Origin of the sequence: Amycolatopsis kentuckyensis (assembly GCF_002155975.1) — a bacterium.
Classification (GTDB): domain Bacteria; phylum Actinomycetota; class Actinomycetes; order Mycobacteriales; family Pseudonocardiaceae; genus Amycolatopsis; species Amycolatopsis kentuckyensis.
Genome location: NZ_MUMI01000419.1, coordinates 1 through 17865, shown reverse-complemented (window position 1 = coordinate 17865; position 17865 = coordinate 1). Strand labels below are relative to the sequence as shown.

General features: G+C 71.9%; 19 protein-coding genes. 6 read left to right on the top strand and 13 right to left on the bottom strand.

The window, feature by feature from the left end; genetic code table 11:
- On the top strand, positions 1-1177 hold a 1177-nt coding region (locus tag CCN39_RS34445; RefSeq protein WP_086849165.1), incomplete at its 5' end, for a PspC domain-containing protein.
- Positions 1170-1412, top strand: coding sequence for a hypothetical protein (locus CCN39_RS34440; protein WP_086849164.1), 243 nt, complete (start codon positions 1170-1172; stop codon positions 1410-1412). The genes CCN39_RS34445 and CCN39_RS34440, both read left to right, overlap by 8 nt.
- Before the next feature lie 64 nt (positions 1413-1476).
- Here the strand turns inward: CCN39_RS34440 and guaA are convergent, their stop codons facing one another.
- On the bottom strand, positions 1477-3033 hold the full coding sequence (gene guaA / locus CCN39_RS34435) for a glutamine-hydrolyzing GMP synthase (RefSeq protein WP_086849162.1): 1557 nt from the start codon (positions 3031-3033) through the stop codon (positions 1477-1479).
- A gap of 108 nt (positions 3034-3141) precedes the next feature.
- Here guaA and CCN39_RS34430 point away from each other — a divergent pair, with 108 nt between their 5' ends.
- Positions 3142-3687, top strand: a complete 546-nt coding sequence (locus CCN39_RS34430) for a DinB family protein (protein ID WP_086849160.1) — start codon at positions 3142-3144, stop codon at positions 3685-3687.
- Here CCN39_RS34430 and CCN39_RS34425 read toward each other — a convergent pair.
- Positions 3655-4260, bottom strand: a complete 606-nt coding sequence (locus tag CCN39_RS34425) for a rhomboid family intramembrane serine protease (protein ID WP_086849158.1) — start codon at positions 4258-4260, stop codon at positions 3655-3657. The genes CCN39_RS34430 and CCN39_RS34425 overlap by 33 nt on opposite strands.
- 169 nt (positions 4261-4429) lie before the next feature.
- Here CCN39_RS34425 and CCN39_RS34420 point away from each other — a divergent pair, with 169 nt between their 5' ends.
- On the top strand, positions 4430-5875 hold the full coding sequence (locus tag CCN39_RS34420) for an aldehyde dehydrogenase family protein (protein ID WP_086849156.1): 1446 nt from the start codon (positions 4430-4432) through the stop codon (positions 5873-5875).
- Here CCN39_RS34420 and CCN39_RS34415 read toward each other — a convergent pair.
- The 3 genes from CCN39_RS34415 to CCN39_RS34405 all read right to left on the bottom strand — a co-directional run bounded on the left by CCN39_RS34415 (position 5872) and on the right by CCN39_RS34405 (position 9880).
- Positions 5872-7377 (bottom strand): FAD-binding oxidoreductase, encoded by a 1506-nt coding sequence (locus tag CCN39_RS34415; RefSeq protein WP_086849154.1) that lies wholly within the window; start codon positions 7375-7377, stop codon positions 5872-5874. The genes CCN39_RS34420 and CCN39_RS34415 overlap by 4 nt on opposite strands.
- Before the next feature lie 72 nt (positions 7378-7449).
- Positions 7450-8157: a maleylpyruvate isomerase N-terminal domain-containing protein gene (locus tag CCN39_RS34410; protein ID WP_086849153.1), complete on the bottom strand. Its 708-nt coding sequence runs from the start codon at positions 8155-8157 to the stop codon at positions 7450-7452.
- 10 nt (positions 8158-8167) lie between these two features.
- Positions 8168-9880, bottom strand: a complete 1713-nt coding sequence (locus CCN39_RS34405) for a GMC family oxidoreductase (RefSeq protein WP_086849152.1) — start codon at positions 9878-9880, stop codon at positions 8168-8170.
- Between the two features lie 154 nt (positions 9881-10034).
- Here CCN39_RS34405 and CCN39_RS34400 point away from each other — a divergent pair, with 154 nt between their 5' ends.
- Positions 10035-10229: a DUF397 domain-containing protein gene (locus CCN39_RS34400; protein WP_086849150.1), complete on the top strand. Its 195-nt coding sequence runs from the start codon at positions 10035-10037 to the stop codon at positions 10227-10229.
- On the opposite strand, the gene CCN39_RS34395 is transcribed toward CCN39_RS34400, so the two are convergent.
- From CCN39_RS34395 to guaB, 5 genes are all read right to left on the bottom strand, one after another.
- Positions 10213-11346 (bottom strand): GuaB3 family IMP dehydrogenase-related protein, encoded by a 1134-nt coding sequence (locus tag CCN39_RS34395; RefSeq protein ID WP_013222686.1) that lies wholly within the window; start codon positions 11344-11346, stop codon positions 10213-10215. The genes CCN39_RS34400 and CCN39_RS34395 overlap by 17 nt on opposite strands.
- A gap of 76 nt (positions 11347-11422) precedes the next feature.
- The gene (locus CCN39_RS34390; protein ID WP_086849148.1) at positions 11423-11908 is read right to left on the bottom strand and encodes a hypothetical protein; all 486 of its coding nucleotides are present in this window, start codon (positions 11906-11908) and stop codon (positions 11423-11425) included.
- A gap of 2 nt (positions 11909-11910) precedes the next feature.
- The gene (locus CCN39_RS34385) at positions 11911-12420 is read right to left on the bottom strand and encodes a hypothetical protein (protein ID WP_086849146.1); all 510 of its coding nucleotides are present in this window, start codon (positions 12418-12420) and stop codon (positions 11911-11913) included.
- Positions 12421-12494: 74 nt separating this feature from the next.
- The gene (locus tag CCN39_RS34380; protein WP_086849144.1) at positions 12495-12941 is read right to left on the bottom strand and encodes a DUF3574 domain-containing protein; all 447 of its coding nucleotides are present in this window, start codon (positions 12939-12941) and stop codon (positions 12495-12497) included.
- Positions 12942-13011: 70 nt separating this feature from the next.
- A complete protein-coding gene (guaB, locus tag CCN39_RS34375; RefSeq protein WP_086849142.1) occupies positions 13012-14523 on the bottom strand; it encodes an IMP dehydrogenase in 1512 nt (503 codons plus the stop codon).
- A gap of 129 nt (positions 14524-14652) precedes the next feature.
- Between guaB and CCN39_RS34370 the strand changes: the two genes are divergently transcribed.
- Complete coding sequence (locus CCN39_RS34370; protein WP_003073549.1) at positions 14653-15048, top strand: DUF5319 domain-containing protein; 396 nt, start codon at positions 14653-14655, stop codon at positions 15046-15048.
- 64 nt (positions 15049-15112) lie between these two features.
- On the opposite strand, the gene CCN39_RS34365 is transcribed toward CCN39_RS34370, so the two are convergent.
- From CCN39_RS34365 to CCN39_RS34355, 3 genes are all read right to left on the bottom strand, one after another.
- A complete protein-coding gene (locus CCN39_RS34365) occupies positions 15113-16045 on the bottom strand; it encodes an anti-sigma-D factor RsdA (RefSeq protein ID WP_086849139.1) in 933 nt (310 codons plus the stop codon).
- On the bottom strand, positions 16046-16618 hold the full coding sequence (locus tag CCN39_RS34360; RefSeq protein ID WP_043786628.1) for a sigma-70 family RNA polymerase sigma factor: 573 nt from the start codon (positions 16616-16618) through the stop codon (positions 16046-16048). It abuts the gene before it with no gap.
- A gap of 374 nt (positions 16619-16992) precedes the next feature.
- Positions 16993-17589 carry a response regulator transcription factor gene (locus tag CCN39_RS34355; RefSeq protein WP_003073605.1) on the bottom strand — a complete coding sequence of 199 codons (597 nt, stop codon included), beginning with the start codon at positions 17587-17589 and terminating at the stop codon, positions 16993-16995.
- Between the last annotated feature and the right edge of the window lie 276 nt (positions 17590-17865).

The window sequence follows — 17865 nt, the reverse complement described above, 5'->3', positions numbered from 1 at the left end:
CGCCGGGCGGAAGCTGGCCGGGGTGGCCGCTGCTGTCGGGCGGCGGTACGGCGTCGATCCCGTCGTCGTGCGGATCGCGCTCGTCGTGACGACGATCTTCGGTGGCTTCGGCGTTCCCTTCTACCTGCTGGGGTGGCTGTTCCTGCCCGGCGAGAGCGACGAGGTCTCCGGCTTCGAAAGCCTGATCGGGCGCGGCCGGTCGTCGGTGTCGCCCGCGTTCGCCGTCGTGCTGATGGTGCTCACCGTCGTCAGCGCCGGGGGCTCGATCACCGGGTCGTGGTTCGACGGCGGCGGGCTGATCAGCTGCGCCCTCATCGCCGCCGCTCTCTACCTCCTGCACCGCAGCCGCGGCCACGAGAACCGCCCCGCGCCGGTCGCCGCGCGGACGTCGTACCCGGCCTTCACCGGAAACGGAGCCTTCACCATGACCGACACCGCCGAGGCGCCTTCGCCGGCGCGCGGCTGGGATCCCCTCGCCGCCGACCCGGCCGGCTGGGACCTCCCCGACGCCACGCCCGCCCCGGAGCCGCGGCCCACGCCGCCGCCGTCCTGCCAAGCGCGGCGTCCGCGGTCCAAGGTCGGCTCGGCGACGTTCGCGCTGGCCGTGGTGACCGCCGGCGCCGGGGTGCTGGCCGGTCTCAACGGCGCCGGCTGGTTCGACGCGCAGCACATCGTCGGCCTGGTGCTCGGCGTGGTCGGCGTCGGCCTGGTCGCCGGGGCGTTCGCCCGCGGCGGACGCGGCCTGATCGGGCTCGCCATCCCGCTCGCCATCGTCGGCCTGGTCCTGACGACGTCACCGTTCAAGAACTTCGACATGCGCGGCGGCGTCGGCGACCTCGACCCGACACCGCAGTCGGCAGCCGAGCTCCAGCCGCTCTACCAGCACGCGGCCGGCGACATCCGGCTCGACCTGACCAAGCTGCCCGAAGGAGCGCCGTACTCGACGACCGTGTCCAACGGTGCGGGCGACACCACGGTCATCGTGCCGGCGAACGCGGACGTCACCTTCGACTGCCACACCGGCGCGGGCGAGACGTCCTGCTTCGACCGCTCGGCCGACGGCATCAGCCAGCCCGCGCTGATCGGCACGGACAACGGCCCCGACGGCGTCGGCGGCCAGAAGATCACCCTGAAGGTTTCGAACAGCGTGGGCAACGTGGAGGTGCGGCGTGACTGACCAGAACCCTTACGCCTACGACAACCCGGCCGACACCCGGCCCGCCAAGCGCGGCGGCGTGGACGCCTTCACCCTGATCGTGGGCGTCGCGACGCTGCTGGTGTCGGCGTACGTCCTCTCGGACGGCGCGAGCTGGCTGCCCTCGTTCGACTTCCGCTGGGTGATCGCCGGCGGTGCGGTGTTCGTGGGGGTGCTGCTGCTGGCCGCGTCGTTCGGCAGCAAGCGGCGGCGCTGACCCACCGAAATCCCTCGAGGCCCCGGATCCCACGCCGGGGCCTCGAGCCTTGGCTACCGGGGACTCATTCCCACTCGATGGTGCCCGGCGGCTTGGACGTCACGTCCAGGACCACCCGGTTGACCTCCGCGACCTCGTTGGTGATGCGCGTGGAGATCCGCTCCAGGACGTCGTAGGGCAGGCGCGTCCAGTCCGCGGTCATCGCGTCCTCCGACGACACCGGCCGCAGCACCACCGGGTGCCCGTACGTCCGGCCGTCGCCCTGGACGCCGACGCTGCGGACGTCCGCGAGCAGCACCACCGGGCACTGCCAGATGCTGCGGTCCAGCCCGGCCGCCGTCAGCTCCTCGCGGGCGATCAGGTCGGCCGCACGCAGGGTGTCGAGACGCTCCTGGTCGACCGCGCCGATGATCCGGATGCCCAGGCCGGGGCCGGGGAACGGCTGGCGCTGCACGATCGTCTCGGGCAGGCCCAGCTCCGAGCCGACCCGCCGGACCTCGTCCTTGAACAGCAGCCGCAGCGGCTCGACCAGCTCGAACTCCAGGTCGTCCGGCAGGCCGCCGACGTTGTGGTGGCTCTTGATGTTGGCCGTGCCCTCGCCGCCGCCGGACTCGACGACGTCCGGGTACAGCGTGCCCTGGACCAGGAACTTGTAGTCGCCCTGCGCCTTGAGGTCGCGCTCGGCCTGCTCGAAGACGCGGATGAACTCGCGGCCGATGATCTTGCGCTTCTGCTCCGGGTCGGTGACGCCGGCGAGCGCGTCGAGGAAGCGTTCCCGCGCGTCGATGGTCACCAGGTTGACCCCGGTGGCGGAGACGAAGTCCTGCTCGACCTGGGTGCGCTCCCCCGCGCGCAGCAGGCCGTGGTCGACGAACACGCAGGTCAGCCGGTCCCCGATGGCGCGCTGGACCAGCGCGGCCGCGACGGCGGAGTCGACGCCACCGGACAGGCCGCAGATCGCCCGGCCGTCGCCGATCTGGTCGCTGATCCGCTTGACCTGGTCTTCGACGATCGACGACGTCGTCCACTGCGGCTCGATGCCGGCGATGTCGCGCAGGAACCGGCGCAGCACCTCCTGGCCGTGCGGCGAGTGCGCGACCTCCGGGTGGTACTGGACGCCGGCGAAGCGGCGCTCGACGTCTTCGAAGCCCGCCACCGCGGCGCCGTCCGAAGAAGCGGTGACGACCGCGCCTTCCGGAGCCTTGGTGACGCTGTCGTTGTGGCTCATCCAGGCGGGCTGGTGCGCGGGCAGGCCGGCGTGCAGGACACCGCCGTCGCCGGTCACGCGGACCTCGGTGCGGCCGAACTCGCGGACGCCGGTCGGCTCGACGACGCCGCCGAGCGCGCTGGCCAGCAGCTGGTGGCCGTAGCAGATGCCGAACATCGGCACGCCCGCTTCGGTGAGCTTGGGGTCCATGCCCGGCGCGCCTTCGGCGTACACGCTCGAAGGACCACCGGAAAGGATGATGGCCGCGGGGTTCTTGGCGAGGATCTCCTCGGTGGACGCGCTGTGCGGCACGACCTCCGAGTAGATCTGTGCCTCGCGGACGCGCCGGGCGATCAGCTGCGCGTACTGCGCCCCGAAGTCCACGACGAGAACCGGACCGGTGGGGTTGGGCACCTGGCGACCTCCTGGCGAGAAGCGGGATTCCCCACCATCGTCCCAGGTGGGCCCGGTCACCCGGATTCAGGGCCGCTCCTGTCCTGAATCGGGCCTACGGTGCCCGGTATGGCTGTGAACTGGACGAAGGAACTGACCGACCAGCTCGACTTCCACTGGAAGGTGCACACCCGCCCGAAGCTCGAAGGGCTCACCGACGACGAGTACTTCTGGGAGCCGGTCGCAGGCTGCTGGACCGTCCGGCCGCGGAAGTCGGACGACGAACCCGGCACGGGCCCGTTCACCATCGACTTCGCCTACCCGGAGCCGACGCCGCCGCCGGTCACGACGATCGCCTGGCGGCTCGGCCACGTCCTCGTCGGCGTGCTGGGCGCGCGGATCGCGTCGCACTTCGGCGGCGCGCCGATCGGCTACGAGACCTACCCCTACGCCGGGACGGCCGCCGAAGCGCTCGCCGAGCTCGACCAGCTCTACCCGCAGTGGATCGCCGGAGTGCAGTCGCTCGACGAGGAGGCGCTGGCCCGGCCGTGCGGACCGGCGGAAGGGCCGTACGGGAAGTACCCGATGGCCACCCTGGTGCTGCACATCCACCGCGAGATGATCCACCACTGCGCCGAGGTGCTACTGCTGCGCGACCTCTACCGCAGCCGGTAGGAGCGCGAAGCCCAGCGCCAGGCCGAGCAGGGCGGGCACGCCGTGGTTGTCGTGCGCGACCGTGCCGGCCACGGCCAGTACCGGCACCGCGAAGGCCGCGATCCGCAGCCGCGACGGCAGATCCACGCCGTAGCGGCGCGAAGCCATCAGGACCACCGCCGTCAGGGCGCCGAGCAGACCCGCCACGCACATCGAGTTGCCCGCGCCGACCGGGTTGAGCCAGACATAGCTCACGAACTGGCCGAACAGGCCGCAGCCGAAGTAGAGCAGCAGCCACCGCGCGCGGCCGAAGACGCGCTCGGCGAAGGCGCCGACGACGGCCAGGGTGAGCAGGTTGAAGGCCAGGCCCAGGGCCCTGCCGTCCTGGAAGAACATGCCCGTGACCAGGCGGTACCACTGCCCCGCGTCGATGCGGGCCGCGTCGCGGTTCATGGCGTCGTAGAGCGGCGGGTGGACCAGCTGCGCGATCCCGCAGGCGAGCGTCACCGCGAAGACCGCGGCGGTCAGGTACGGGCGGCGGGCCACCGGGGCGAGCGCCGCGAGGGGGTGGCGGGATGCGGTGTGCGTGGTCATGGCCGGAAATCTAGGCGCGTAGACGTGGCCGGACCCCTTCCGTTTGTCACGAAAGTCCGGGGCATACCGGCGGCGAGGGCACGCACGCCGCCGAAGGTGCGCATCGCGCCGTGACCCGTCCGGGTGGGGGTCCGCCGGCTGCGCCCTCACCCGGATTACGTTGGTACGCATGGACATGATCACCCCCGAGCCGCGCCCCGCCTGGATCGCCGGGCGCCCGGAGCCGGGCGCCACCACCCTCGTTGTGCACCACCCGTACGACGGCAGCGAGGTCGCCACGGTCGCCGTGCCCGGGCCGGACCAGGTCGAACGCGCGGTGGCCGCCGCGGCCTCGGTCGCCAAGGAGTTCCGGCGCAGCCCCGCGCACCTGCGCGCGGGCGCGCTCGACCACGTCTCCCGCGTGCTCGCCGCACGGGCCGAGGAGATCGCCGAAGTGATCACCGCCGAGAACGGCAAACCGCTCAAGTGGGCCGAAGCCGAGGTCAAGCGGGCGGTGTCGGTGTTCCGGATCGCCGCCGAGGAGGCCCGCCGCTTCACCGGCGACGTCCAGCGCCTCGACACCGACCCCGCGGGCGAGGCGCGGCTGGCGCTGACCCGCCGCGTCCCGCGCGGGCCGGTGCTCGGCATCGCGCCGTTCAACTTCCCGCTCAACCTGGTGGCGCACAAGGTCGCGCCGTCGCTGGCGATCGGCGCCCCGATCATCGTCAAGCCCGCGCCGCGGACGCCGTTGTCGGCCCTGATCCTCGGTGAGATCCTGGCCGAGACGGACCTCCCCGAAGGCGCGTTCTCCGTGCTGCCGCTGGGAAACGAGGAGACGCAGGCGCTCGTCGCCGACCCGCGGCTGCCGGTCGTGTCGTTCACCGGCTCCGGCCCGGTCGGCTGGTCGCTCAAGGACGCCGCGCCGCGCAAGCACGTCGTGCTCGAGCTCGGCGGCAACGCGGCGGCCGTCGTGCTGCGCGACTGGCCCGACCCCGAAGGGGCCGCGCACCGGATCGCCACCTTCGGCAACTACCAGGCGGGCCAGTCCTGCATCGCGGTGCAGCGGGTGATCGTCGACGCCGCCGTCGCCGAGGAGTTCGTGCCCGCACTGGTGGAAGCCGTCGAGTCGCAGCGGACCGGCGACCCGTACGACCGCAACACCGACGTCGGCCCGGTCGTCGACGAGGCCGCCGCCGAGCGGATCGTCGCGTGGGTCGACGAGGCTGTCGAGGCGGGCGCGAAGGTGCTCACCGGCGGCACCCGCGACGGCGCGACCGTCGCCCCGACGCTGCTCACCGACGTCCCGCCGGACACCAAGGCCTGGAACGAGGAAATCTTCGGGCCGGTGCTCGCGGTGTCCATTGTGGACGGCGTGGACGAGGCGTTCCGCTCGGTCAACGAATCCGCCTACGGCCTGCAGGCCGGCGTCTTCACCACGGACGTCCAGCTGGCGTTCCACGCCTCGGCCGAGCTCGAGGTCGGCGGCGTGATCATCGGTGACGTCCCGTCCTACCGCGCCGACCAGATGCCCTACGGCGGTGTGAAGGGTTCCGGCGTCGGCCGCGAAGGCGTGCTCGCCGCGATGCACGACCTGACCGAGGAGCGCGTCACCGTCTTCACCGGCATCGACCTCTAACTGACCACGCCCTGCCCGAACCGGAAGACGTTGTTGGGGTCGTACTTCTGCGCGACCTCCTGGAGCCGCTTGGCGTTGTCGCCGTAGTAGGCGGCCTTCCAGTCGGGCAGAGCCGGGTCGATGTAGTTGACGTACCCGCCGCCCGCGCCGGCCGCGGCGAGACCCGCGACGACGTCGCCGACCGTCTGCGTGACCTTCGTCCGGGTCTTCGCCGTCGCGGACGCGTAGACCTGGACGCTGGCCAGCGCGTCCCGGTGCCAGAACGCGGTGGCGTCCTTGGCCGGCCCGGCCACCGCGCCGCCGAGACCGTCGATGAGCAGGTCCACGCCCTGCTTGCCGTCAGCGACCGCGACGATCTTCGCGGCGTCGACCGGCGCGGTGATGATCCGCGACGACGCGACGAACGACTGGCGGTTCGAGCTGCCCTCGAAGTACTTCATGGCGCCGAGGTAGTCCAGGGTCTTCACCACGCGCTGCGCCGGCCGGGCGCCCGCGTTCGTGGTCAGGTTGTTGAGCAGCGTGTTCAGCCCGGCGGTGTCGCCGACGTAGCAGCCGCCGACGCGGCACTGGACCGGCGAGCCGCCCGAGAGCACCAGGTTCGCCCACAGCTCCGGCGGCATCGCGGCGATCCACTGCTGCCACGCGGCGAGCACGCCGGCACCCGACCCGGCCGGGAAGCGCAGCGAGAACACCGTCAGCTCCGGCGGCGCCGGCTCGGTGTCGAAGGTGAACTCGGTGACGATGCCGAAGTTGCCGCCGCCCCCGCCGCGCAGGGCCCAGAACAGGTCCGGTTCGGAGCCCGCGGACGCGGTGAGCGTCCGGCCGTCGGCCGTGACGACCTGCGCGGAGCTCAGGTGGTCGCAGGTCAGGCCGTACTTGCGGGTGAGCACGCCGATGCCGCCGCCGAGGGTCAGCCCGGCGATCCCGACCGTCGGGCAGGTGCCCGCGGGCAGCGCGCGCCCGGCCCGCGCGAGTCCGGTGTAGACGTCCTGCAGCTTCGCGCCGGCGCCGATCACGGCCTTGCCGCCCTGGACGTCGACCTTGTTCAGCGCGGCCACGTCGATGACCAGCCCGCCCTGGGGCACCGAGTAGCCGGCGTAGCTGTGGCCGCCGCTGCGCGCGGCGATGGTGACGCGCCCGGCGGTCGCCCGGACGCAGGCCTGGACGTCCTCGACGGTGGACACGGTGGCGACGGCGACCGGGTTGTTGCCGTCGAACAGCTGGTTGAAGCCGTGCTTGGCGGTGTCGTAGCCGTCGGTGCCCGGACGCAGCAGGCTGCCGGTCAGCTTGGAGCGCAGGTCGTCCCAGTTCGGCGGGCCGGTGGGCAGTCCGCTGGCGGACGGGGCGGCCGCCGTGGTCGCCGGAGCGGTCGAGGCGACCGGGGCCGCGGGCTGCTCCGGCCCGCACGCGGCGGCGACGGCACCGGCGGCCGAGACGCCCGCGATGCGCAGGAACGCCCTCCGGGGGACGCCGGGCCGTCCCTGGTCGTGCTCACTGTCCACAGCGGACTCCTCGGGGCCGGGAACGCCCAGTGTAGAGCGGGCGCAAGGCGTTCACCGGGCGGAGCCGACCGGTCACGCCCAGGCCGGGATCCGCGGCACGGCACCGTCGAGGCCGGCGCCGTCGGAACGCCCGCTGAGCCAGGCGAGCAGCGCCCCGGCCGACCCGCGGACGGTCGTCTTCGGGGCGGCACCCATCGTCCATTCGAACCCGTCGGCGGCCAGCCGGAGGGCCGGGAGGTGGGCCCCGCGCGAGGTGATGGCGTTCTGGACGACGTCCTCGGTCAGCGGGCCGAGCAGCGCGAGCACCCGGTCCAGGTCGTAGCCGCGGTCGAGGTCGGCGAGGTGGATGGTCAGTTCGGACAGCCGCATCCGCGCCACCACGGCCCCGGTGACCGGCACGCCCTGCCGGTTGCGGGCTTCACGCGCCCAGGCGTCGTCCGGCATCGCGGCGGCGTACTGCTCGAAGCGCCCGGCCGAGGCGACGAAGTCGGCGAGCAGATCGGCGGCGGCGTGCTGGGCGCCGGTTTCGATGTCCCGCTCGCGGGCCTCGGGGCTGGCGTACATCGGGGTCTCGACCCCGGTGTTCGCCCAGGTCAGCAGGTTCTGCAGGCCATCGGCGTTCCGGGCGACGTGCGTGAGGACGTGGGCCCGCGACCAGCCGGGCAGCGCACTGGGGGCACGCAGCTCGGGCTCGCCGAGGCCGCCGATGGCCCGCGCCCATTCGTCGTCGAGCCGCCGGATGCCGTCGAGCAGTGCGTGTGCCTTTTCGGATGCCGTCACGGCCCCGAGTCTAGGAGGATCGGCGCAGGGCGGCGGGGGCGTCCGCCGGGACGGCCGGGTTCTTCGGCGCGATCGGCTCAAGCCGCACGTAGGGCGACTCCTGCACCGGCCGCAGGTCCTCCTCGCCCTTGTTCGGCCAGAACGAGAACGCGCGCTCGGCCTGGGCGGTGATCGTCAGGGACGGGTTCACCCCCAGGTTGGCCGTGATCGCCGCGCCGTCCACCACCGACAGGCCCGGGTAGCCGAACACGCGGTGGTACGGGTCGATCACGCCTTCTTCCGCCGACGCCCCGATCGGGACGCCGCCGATGAAGTGGGCCGTCAGGGGGATGTCGAAGATCTCGCCCCAGGTGCCGCCCGCGATGCCGCCGATGTGGCCGGCCGTGCGCTCGTTGGCCTCGTGGCCCGCCGGGATGAAGCTCGGGTTCGGCTCGCCGTGGCCCTGCTTGGACGTGTACTTGCGCCGGCCGAAGAGCCCTCGCTTCGTGTACGTCGTGATCGAGTTGTCCAGGCTCTGCATCACCAGCAGGATCACCGTGCGCTCGCTCCAGCGGTAGCCGTTGAGCAGCTTCGCCGCCTGGACCGGGTGCTTGAGCATGAACGTGACGGCCTGCCGCCAGCGCGGCACCGGCGAGGCGCCGTCCGTCGCGATCGTCTGCAGCAGGCTCATCGCGTTGCTGCCCTTGCCGTAGCGGACCGGCTCGATGTGGGTGTTCTCGTCCGGGTGGATGGACGAGGTGATCGCGACGCCGCGGCTGAAGTTCCGGCTCTCGTCGACGTCGGTGCGGGCCGCGCCGATGATGGCCTCGGAGTTCGTCCGGGTCAGCTCGCCGAGCCGGCGCGAGAGCGCGGGCAGCGTGCCGGTGTCCTTCATCTTGTGCAGCAGGTTCTGGGTGCCCCACGTCCCCGCGGCGAAGACGACCTTCTCGGCCGTGATCGTCGTCCGGAACTTCTTCGAGGTCGTCCCGGTCTTCTTGAGGCCGACTTCGTAGCCGCCGTCGATCGGCTTCACCGACGTCACCGTCGTCAGCGGGATGACCTGCGCGCCGTCCTGCTCGGCGAGGTAGAGGTAGTTTTTGACCAGCGTGTTCTTCGCCCCCACGCGGCAGCCGGTCATGCACGAGCCGCACTCGGTGCAGCCGACGCGCTCGGGGCCGGCACCGCCGAAGTACGGGTCGGCCGCCTTCTCCCCCGGCTTGCCGAAGTAGACGCCGACCGGCGTCGCGTGGAACGAATCGGCGACGCCCATGTCCTTCGCGACCTCGCGCATCACGACGTCCGACGGGGTGATCGTCGGGTTCGTGACGACGCCGAGCATCCGGCTCGCCTGGTCGTAGTGCGGGGCGAGCTCGGACTCCCAGTCGGTGATGTGCGCCCACTGCCGGTCGCGGTAGAACGGCTTGAGCGGCCGGTACAGCGTGTTCGCGTAGACCAGCGAGCCACCGCCGACGCCGGCACCCGCGAGCACCATGACGTCGTTGAGCATGTGGATGCGCTGGATGCCGTAGCAGCCGACCTGCGGCGCCCACAGGTACCGCTTGAGGTCCCAGGACGTCTTCGCGAACTCGTCGTCGGCGAACCGGCGGCCCGCCTCGACGACGGCCACCCGGTAGCCCTTCTCGGTGAGCCGCAGCGCCGCGACGCTGCCGCCGAACCCCGACCCCACCACGACGACGTCGTAGTCGGGGCCACCCGCACTGGTGGTGGTGTTACTGGCAGTCACACCTGGAGCGTAACTCCGGCTCCGCGTTCTGACCAGAGGTAAGTTACTCGCCGGTTACGCTTGTCCGACGACAATAGTGGGTAATCTCTACGGTGGTCGATGTCCACGTCGGCGAATCACCGCCGGTCGGGACACAAGGGCGGGAGACACCACGATGAGCCCACGAACGCTCACCGGTTGGCGCAAGTCGAGCCACAGCCACTTCGAAGAAAACGCCTGCGTCGAGATCGGCACCGGCCCCGGCGTGGTCGGGGTCCGGGACACCAAGCAAGCGGTGCCCCGGCCGGTCCTCGTCTACTCCGCGACCGCCTTCGCCGCGTTCCGCGAGCACCTCACCGCCGGACGGTGAGGCCCACCCGCTGGAACTCCTTGAGGTCCGAGTAGCCCGTCTTCGCCATCGCGCGGCGAAGCGCCCCGAAGAGGTTCACCACACCTTCCGCGTCCGACGACGGCCCGAACAGCAGGGTCTTGAGGTCGACGGCGTAGTCGGGGCCCGCCGCCACGCGCGAGCGCGGCAGTGACGGGTGCGCCGCGGCCGCCGTCCAGTACAGGCCCTGACCGGGCGCGTCCGAGGCGGCGGCCAGCGGTGAGCCGAGCATGACGGCGTCCGCGCCGCACGCGATGGCCTTGGCGATGTCGCCCGACACCGTCATGCCGCCGTCCGCGAGCACGTGCACGTACCGGCCGCCGGTCTCGTCGAGGTAGTCGCGGCGGGCGGCCGCGGCGTCGATGATCGCGGTGGCCATCGGGACGCCGATGCCGAGCACGCGGTCGGTGCTCGTGACGCCCGGGGTGTAGCCGTGGCCGACGATGACGCCGGCCGCGCCGGTGCGCATGAGGTGCATCGCGGTGCGGTAGTCGCTGACGCCGCCGGCGATGACCGGGACGTCGAGGCGGCCGATGAACTCCTTGAGGTTCAGCGGCTCGGCGTCGCGCTGGACGTGCTCGGCGGAGATGATCGTGCCCTGGACGACGAGGATCTCGACGCCGGCCGCGATCAGGTCCGGGGTCAGCTCGGCGGCGTGCTGCGGGCTGACGCGCGCGGCCACCGTGACGCCGGATTCGCGGACCGTCTTGATCGCCTCGGTCAGCAGGTCGAGCCGGATCGGCGCGGCGTGCAGCTCCTGCAGCACGCGGCCGACCGCGGTCGGGTCTTCGAGGTCTTCGGCCGCGCGGACCAGCTGGAAGATGGCGTCCTCGACGTTCGCGTGCCGCGCCCAGAGCCCTTCGGCGTTGAGCACGCCCAGCCCGCCGAGCTCGCCGACGGCAACCGCGGTGCCGGGCGAGACGATCGCGTCGGTCGGGTGCGTGACGAGCGGCAGGTCGAAGCGGTAGGCGTCGATCTGCCAGGAGGTGGACACCACCGAGGACGACCGAGTGCGCCGCGACGGCACGATCTCGACGTCGTCGAGGTCATAAGCCCGCCGCGCGGTGCGGCCCATCCCGATCTCGACCAGGTCCCGCACGTGAAGCCTCCTCCGACGACGACAATCTGCCGTGCCCCATTGTCGCTAGGCCGCGTGGGTGACCTGCGCACGGGGGTTAGAACAGCAGCAGCACGGGCAGTGCGCCAGCCGCGAACCCGGCCGTCATGCTCAGCGCGGCCAGGCCGGGCCGGCCCGTGTCCACGGCGGCGATCAGCGCGAAGAGCAGCGCCATGCCCGCGATCAGCACCACGAAGACGCCGATGGCGACGGGCGAGTTCCCGACCTCCACCCGGTGGCCGCCCGCTTCCACGGCCTGCACCGACCCGCCGACCTCGGAGACCTCCAGGGTGACCGGCAACCCCGGCTCCAGGTCCAAGGTCGCGTCGTGCGAGCTGACCTCGAAGCGCTCGCCGGACGCCGTGCGGAGAACGAGGTCGTACAGGTGGCCGATCCGGGTGTCGTCGTGCTGGCCCCGTGTCTCGACGACGGCTTCTTCCCGCCCGGCCGGGCCGCCTGCGTCGAGGACGCCGTGGGTCCCGAAGGCCAGCGCGGCTCCGGCGAAGGCCGCGGCCAGCGCGGGGACGATCATTTTCTCGGCCACGGCTACACCCGCACGAACACGGCGACCGGCGCCAGCAGCGCGCCCAGGGCGAGGGCCAGCCAGGTCGCCACCGGTGGGTAGACGTTCAGCCGGACCGCGCCGAAGTACACCGCGCCCAGGGCCAGCAGGCTGGCGACGATCAGCAGGACCGGCCGGACCACGCCCGAGCGCAGGTCGACCACGCCGCCGCCCGCGCGCAGGTACGCGATGCTGCCGTCCGCCGTCGACACGTCGAGCGTCACCGGCTGGCCGATCGGGAGGTCGAGGCCCGGATCGACCGCCGTGACGCGGTAGTGCCGGTCGCCGGCGTCGACCGCGACGGTGTGGCTCATCGCATCCTCGTTGCCGCCGACCGGGAGAGCGCCCCGCGTGTGGGACGCCACCTGGCCCTCGACGCGGTACGTCGGCGCGTCGCGGCCGGCCAGCACCTGGCACATCAGGCAGACGATGCCGCCGAGGAACAACGACAGCAGGGCGACGGCCGTGAAGAACACCCTGCGCAGGACCGTCATGTGTCCTAGTGCACACCACGAGGGCCACGCAAGGCGATAGGCCGATTACCGTAAGCACGCTAGGTCACCGTGACTCAGAAGGACACCTTCTCCACGGAGTCCGAACGCAGTACCGACTCCTGCTGGAACTGCTTCTTGTAGTCGGCGCGGACCTCTTCGATCTGCCGTTCGGCATCCCGGTGCGCGAACGGGTAGAGCAGCACGACGACGTGCGTGTGCTCCCGCACGATCGAGCCGGACCCGCCGCGCCACTGGCCGCTGCCGTCGAGCCGCGTGAAGCCGTCGGGGAACGCCGGCGTGAGCTCGCGGTCGGAGAACGCGGCGAACTCCTTGTCGGTCACCTCGGTGCCGTCCGGCTTGCCGGTGCCGAAGAACAGCTCGGTGCGCTTCCAGAGCTCCCCCGGCGACCGCACCTGGTCCGGCGCGGCCGGGTTGTCCGATGCGGACGCGGTGAAGCCGCCGCCGAGTCCGAGCACTGCCGCCGCGGCCACCGCGGCCACCGTCCGCCGAGAAATCGACATTCGTCCCTCCCTGGTCACGGGCCGATTCTGGCGGCCCGTGACCGAGGGGCGGAACGGTCGAAAGGGCGGACTAGCGGGTGGTGTAGTTCGGTGCTTCCACCGTCATCGTGATGTCGTGCGGGTGGCTCTCCTTGAGCCCGGCCGCGGTGATCCGGACCAGCTGCGCCTCCTGCAGCTGCGCGATCGTCTCGGCACCCGCGTACCCCATGCCGGCGCGCAGGCCGCCGACCAGCTGGTGCACGACGTTGGCCAGCGGGCCGCGGAACGGGATCCGGCCCTCGATGCCCTCGGGGACCAGCTTGTCCTCGTTGAGCACGTCGTCCTGGGCGTAGCGGTCCTTCGAGTAGGACTTGCCCTGGCCGCGGGACTGCATCGCACCCAGCGAGCCCATGCCGCGGTAGACCTTGAACTGCTTGCCGTTGACGAGGATCAGGTCGCCCGGCGACTCGGCGGTGCCGGCGAGCAGGCTGCCCAGCATCACCGTGGACGCGCCGGCCGCGATGGCCTTCGCGATGTCGCCGGAGTACTGGATGCCGCCGTCGCCGATCACCGGGATGCCCGCCGGCCGCGCGGCCTGGTCGGCCTCGTAGATCGCCGAGATCTGCGGCACGCCGACGCCCGCCACGATCCGGGTGGTGCAGATCGAACCCGGGCCGACACCGACCTTGATGCCGTCCGCGCCCGCGTCGACCAGCGCCTGCGCGCCGGCCCGCGTCGCGACGTTGCCGCCGACGATGTCGACCGACTCGCCCAGCTCCTTCTTCAGCAGCGAGACCGTGTCGACGACCGCGCGGGAGTGCCCGTGCGCGGTGTCGACCATCAGCACGTCGACGCCGGCTTCGGCGAGCGTCATCGCGCGCTTGTGGCCGTCGACACCCACGCCGACCGCGGCGCCGACGATGAGCCGGCCGTCCGGGTCCTTGGTCGCCTTCGGGTACTGCTCGGTCTTCACGAAGTCCTTGACCGTGATCAGGCCGCGGAGCTTGCCCGCGCCGTCGACGATCGGCAGCTTCTCGATCTTGTGCCGGCGCAGCAGGCCGAGCGCGGCGTCCGCCGAGACACCGACCTGGGCGGTGACCAGCGGCGCCTTCGTCATGACCTCGGACACCGGGCGGCTGTGGTCGACCTCGAACCGCATGTCGCGGTTGGTGATGATGCCCACCAGCGTCCCGGCCGCGTCCGTCACCGGCACGCCGGAGATGCGGAACTTCGCGCACAGGGCGTCGACCTCGGCCAGCGTCGCGTCCGGCGCGCAGGTGACCGGGTCGGTGACCATGCCGGCCTCCGACCGCTTGACGACCTCGACCGCGGCGGCCTGTTCGTCGATCGGCAGGTTGCGCTGCAGGATGCCGATGCCGCCCTGGCGGGCCATGGCGATGGCCATCCGCGCCTCGGTGACGGTGTCCATCGCCGCGGACACCAGCGGGACGCCGAGGGTGATGTTCCGGGTCAGCCGGGAGCTCGTGTCGACGGCGCTGGGAACGACGTCCGATTCGGCCGGCAGCAGCAGCACGTCGTCGAAGGTCAGGCCGAGCATGGCGAACTTGGCCGGAACGGGGGCGGTGGTGCCGTCGCTGGTCATAGCGGGTGAAGGGCCTTCCTGGCGCGGGATGAGCGTGTCGCTGTGGCGACTCGGAGCCTTCCCCTCATGATATCCGCCGCCCGCGGCCCGCCCCGGGCGGTGGGCGGGCCGGCGGGGCCGCCCGGTACCGTGCAGGCCGTGGCGCACGATGTCCTGCCTCCAGACCCGTTCGCGGACGACCCGGACGACCCGGCCCGCGCATTCGGAGACCCCGAGGACCGGCTGGACGAGCCGATCAGCGACTCCGAACGCACCGAACTACTGGCCGATCTTTCGGATCTGGCCGTCTACCAGGCCCTGCTCGAACCTCGCGGGGTACGCGGGATCGTCGTCGACTGCGGTGAGTGCGACGAACCCCACTACCACGACTGGCACCTCCTGCGGGCCAGCCTCGAACAGCTGCTGGCCGACGGGCGGATGCGCCCGCACGAGCCGGCCTACGACCCGAACCCCGGCGACTACGTGAGCTGGGACTACTGCCGCGGTTTCGCCGACGGCGTGACGGCCAACGAAAGCGCCTACTGAGCGCTCCTCGAACACGAAGAAGCCCTGGTGAGTTTCCTCACCAGGGCTTCTTCACGTCCGTGGACTACGGCGTTTCGCCGACGCCCTGCGACTGACCACCCGCGGACTCGCTGCGCGGTGTGCCCGGGTCGTTGCCGCTCGCGACCGTGGTGGTCGGCGGGGTCGGCGTCGGGGTCGGGGAGTCGCTGCTCGGCGGCGGAGGCGTCGGGGTCGGCGTGCCGCTGCCGGGCAGGCTGGTCGTGCCGCTGCCGCTGCCGGGGATGGACGTCGCCGAGCCGGCCGGCGGCACCTGCGACGAAGGCGCGCCGGGCGACGGCGACGGCAGCGAGGTCTGGATCGGCCCCTGGACCGGTGCCTCCGGGTTCTGCAGCTGGGCGGCGAGCTGCCGGTGCTGCTCCATCAGCTGGTCGCGGTTCTCCTCGTCGGTGACCTGCGACAGGGCGGCCTGGGCGTCCTGGAGGGCCTGGCGGGCGGCGTCGAGGTTGCCGCCGGCGATGGCGAGGTTGGCCTTCTCGAGGTCGAGCTTCGCTGTCGCGGCCGCCTCGACGGAACGGGTGTGGTCGGCGTAGAGGACCTTCGCGAGGCCCCACAGCGTGTCGCCGGGTTGCGCGGAGCGCGCGGCCAGCCCGGTGCCGGTGAACGCGATCGCCAGCACGGCGGCGGCGACGGCGACCGGGACGAGCAGCCTGCGGCGGCGTCCGCTCGAAGCGTGCCGCTTCGCGAGAGCGGCGGTACTGACGGTGCGCACGGCGGTGTCGACGTCGACGAGCTCGGCCAAGGGCTCGCTGTCGATGTCTCTTCGCCACGCCACCAGCAACGCGTTGAGCTCCTGGTCGCCGAGACCGTCGGCCAGCGCCGGGTCGGACCCGCCGAGCGCATCGAGCAGCGCGTCGTCGGCCTGCACGGCCGACAGGTCGGCGGCGAACTCCGCCTCCGACGCCGTCAAGCCACTGGCGAAGACGTCATCCGGCTCGAATCTCTTCTCGTGACCGGTCACTCAGATCACCTCCTCCGCGGCCAGGACCTTTCTCAGCCGCGCGAGGGCGCGGTGCTGGGCGACGCGGACGGCGCCGGGCGTGGAGCCGACCGCGTCCGCGGTCTCCTCCGCCGACAGGCCGACGACCACGCGCAACACCACGATCTCCCGCTGCTTGTCCGGCAGCACCTGCAACAACTGGGACATCCGCTCGTTCAGCTCACCTTGCAGCGCCCGCTGCTCGGGGCCGACCCCGACCTCGACCTCGTCGGGGATCTCGGCCACCGGCTCGGCCCGGTTCCGTGCCGCCGCGCGATGCGCGTCGGCCACCTTGTGCTGGGCGATCCCGTAGACGAAGGCCAAAAAAGGGCGGCCTTGATCGCGGTACGAGGGCAATGCCGTTAGCACCGCGAGACACACCTCCTGCGCAACGTCGTCCGCCGAAGCGAAAGATCGCTCCTGCCTGCCAACCCGGGCGCGGCAATACCGCACTACCAGTGGACGGATAGCAGCCAGCAGCCGCTCGACTGCCTGGGGATCTCCCTCGACAGCAGCGGCGACCGGCTCATCCAGTCCATCCCCCACATTGGCCATCGCAGACAACAGTCCCAGTGTTACGTGTAGGTGTGCAAAGAACCCGGCCCGTGGTCGCCTCCACCGCGCACCGGTGACCGCTACCGTACCGTCGGCTCGCTCCGGAGCGGCGGGCGCGGGGTGCCCGGGCGCGCCGCGACTGCCGGAGTGGCGAAATACGGGTGGTCCTGCGGACCCGCGGTCGAGGTCGCCGATTCAACGAGCGAGCCCGGCTGCGGGTACGAGATCCGCCGGAGGGGCGGGGTGGCGAGGCGGGATCCGCCACATCGAGCGCCGGAGTGTGATGGGGACCACACAGGTGCGGGCCAGGGCGATACGCCCTGGCCCGTCGTCACCTGGGAACCGGCCGTGTCAGGAACGGGGAGAGCGGCAGGTCAGCTGACCAGACCGCGGCGGAAGCCGTGCGCCACGGCCTGCGCGCGGTCGCGCACGCCGAGCTTGCGGAACAGCCGCCGGGCGTGGGTTTTGACCGTGTCCTCGGACAGGTAGAGCTCGCGGCCGATCTGGCCGTTGCTCTTGCCCTGGCTCATCCCGCGGAGCACCTGAAGCTCGCGCTCGGTCAGCTGGACGCCCGGATCGGACGGCTGACGGGGCGCGGGCACCGAGGTGCTCGCCAGGGTGTGGGCCAGCGCGGCGACCAGCTCCGGCCGGGACGCGTCCCAGCGGAGGTAGCCACGGGCACCGCCGGCGATCGCGGCGGCGATGCTGCCCGCGTCGTCCGGGGCGCCGAAGACGATGACGTTCGCCTGGGGGTTGGCCGAGACGAGCCGCCGGGTGGCTTCGACACCCGTCGGGACCGCGCGTTGCGTCCCGACCAGCACGACGTCGACGGGCTGACGGGAGTACCGGGCCAGCAGCTCGTCACCGTGCGCTACGCAGTCGATGCGACTGACCCCAGGGACCGCGGACATCACTCGGGTGAGCCCTTCACGGACACTGCGTCGGTCGTCGCAGATCAAGACCGTCGTCACGGGGTTTCCTTCCTGCAGCCGGGTGACATTCCACTTCCCCTATCGGACGCTTTAGCCCGAACCTTGACACGATCCGGTGGCTTTTTTTGAACTTTCTTAGCCCGGATGCCGGAACACCCCATTCCGACGGCTCAACCACCCGGGACGGGGACCCATGGCGATTCCCCCGCAACCCTCCTCCCGCAAGGATCTGCGCTTCGTAACACTGCGTGCAACACCTGCGCCCAGGACACGCCGAGGAGTATCGATTCAGAGTGGCGCAGGTGTTGCACGCAG

Bases quoted from the DNA above. Each gene is read 5' to 3' on its own strand.
- CCN39_RS34430 (WP_086849160.1), top strand. From the start codon at position 3,142: ATGGCTGTGAACTGGACGAAGGAACTGACCGACCAGCTCGACTTCCAC.
- CCN39_RS34425 (WP_086849158.1), bottom strand. From the start codon at position 4,260: ATGACCACGCACACCGCATCCCGCCACCCCCTCGCGGCGCTCGCCCCG.
- CCN39_RS34420 (WP_086849156.1), top strand. From the start codon at position 4,430: ATGGACATGATCACCCCCGAGCCGCGCCCCGCCTGGATCGCCGGGCGC.
- CCN39_RS34400 (WP_086849150.1), top strand. From the start codon at position 10,035: ATGAGCCCACGAACGCTCACCGGTTGGCGCAAGTCGAGCCACAGCCAC.
- CCN39_RS34385 (WP_086849146.1), bottom strand. From the start codon at position 12,420: ATGACGGTCCTGCGCAGGGTGTTCTTCACGGCCGTCGCCCTGCTGTCG.
- CCN39_RS34380 (WP_086849144.1), bottom strand. From the start codon at position 12,941: ATGTCGATTTCTCGGCGGACGGTGGCCGCGGTGGCCGCGGCGGCAGTG.
- guaB (WP_086849142.1), bottom strand. From the start codon at position 14,523: ATGACCAGCGACGGCACCACCGCCCCCGTTCCGGCCAAGTTCGCCATG.
- CCN39_RS34360 (WP_043786628.1), bottom strand. From the start codon at position 16,618: ATGGCCAATGTGGGGGATGGACTGGATGAGCCGGTCGCCGCTGCTGTC.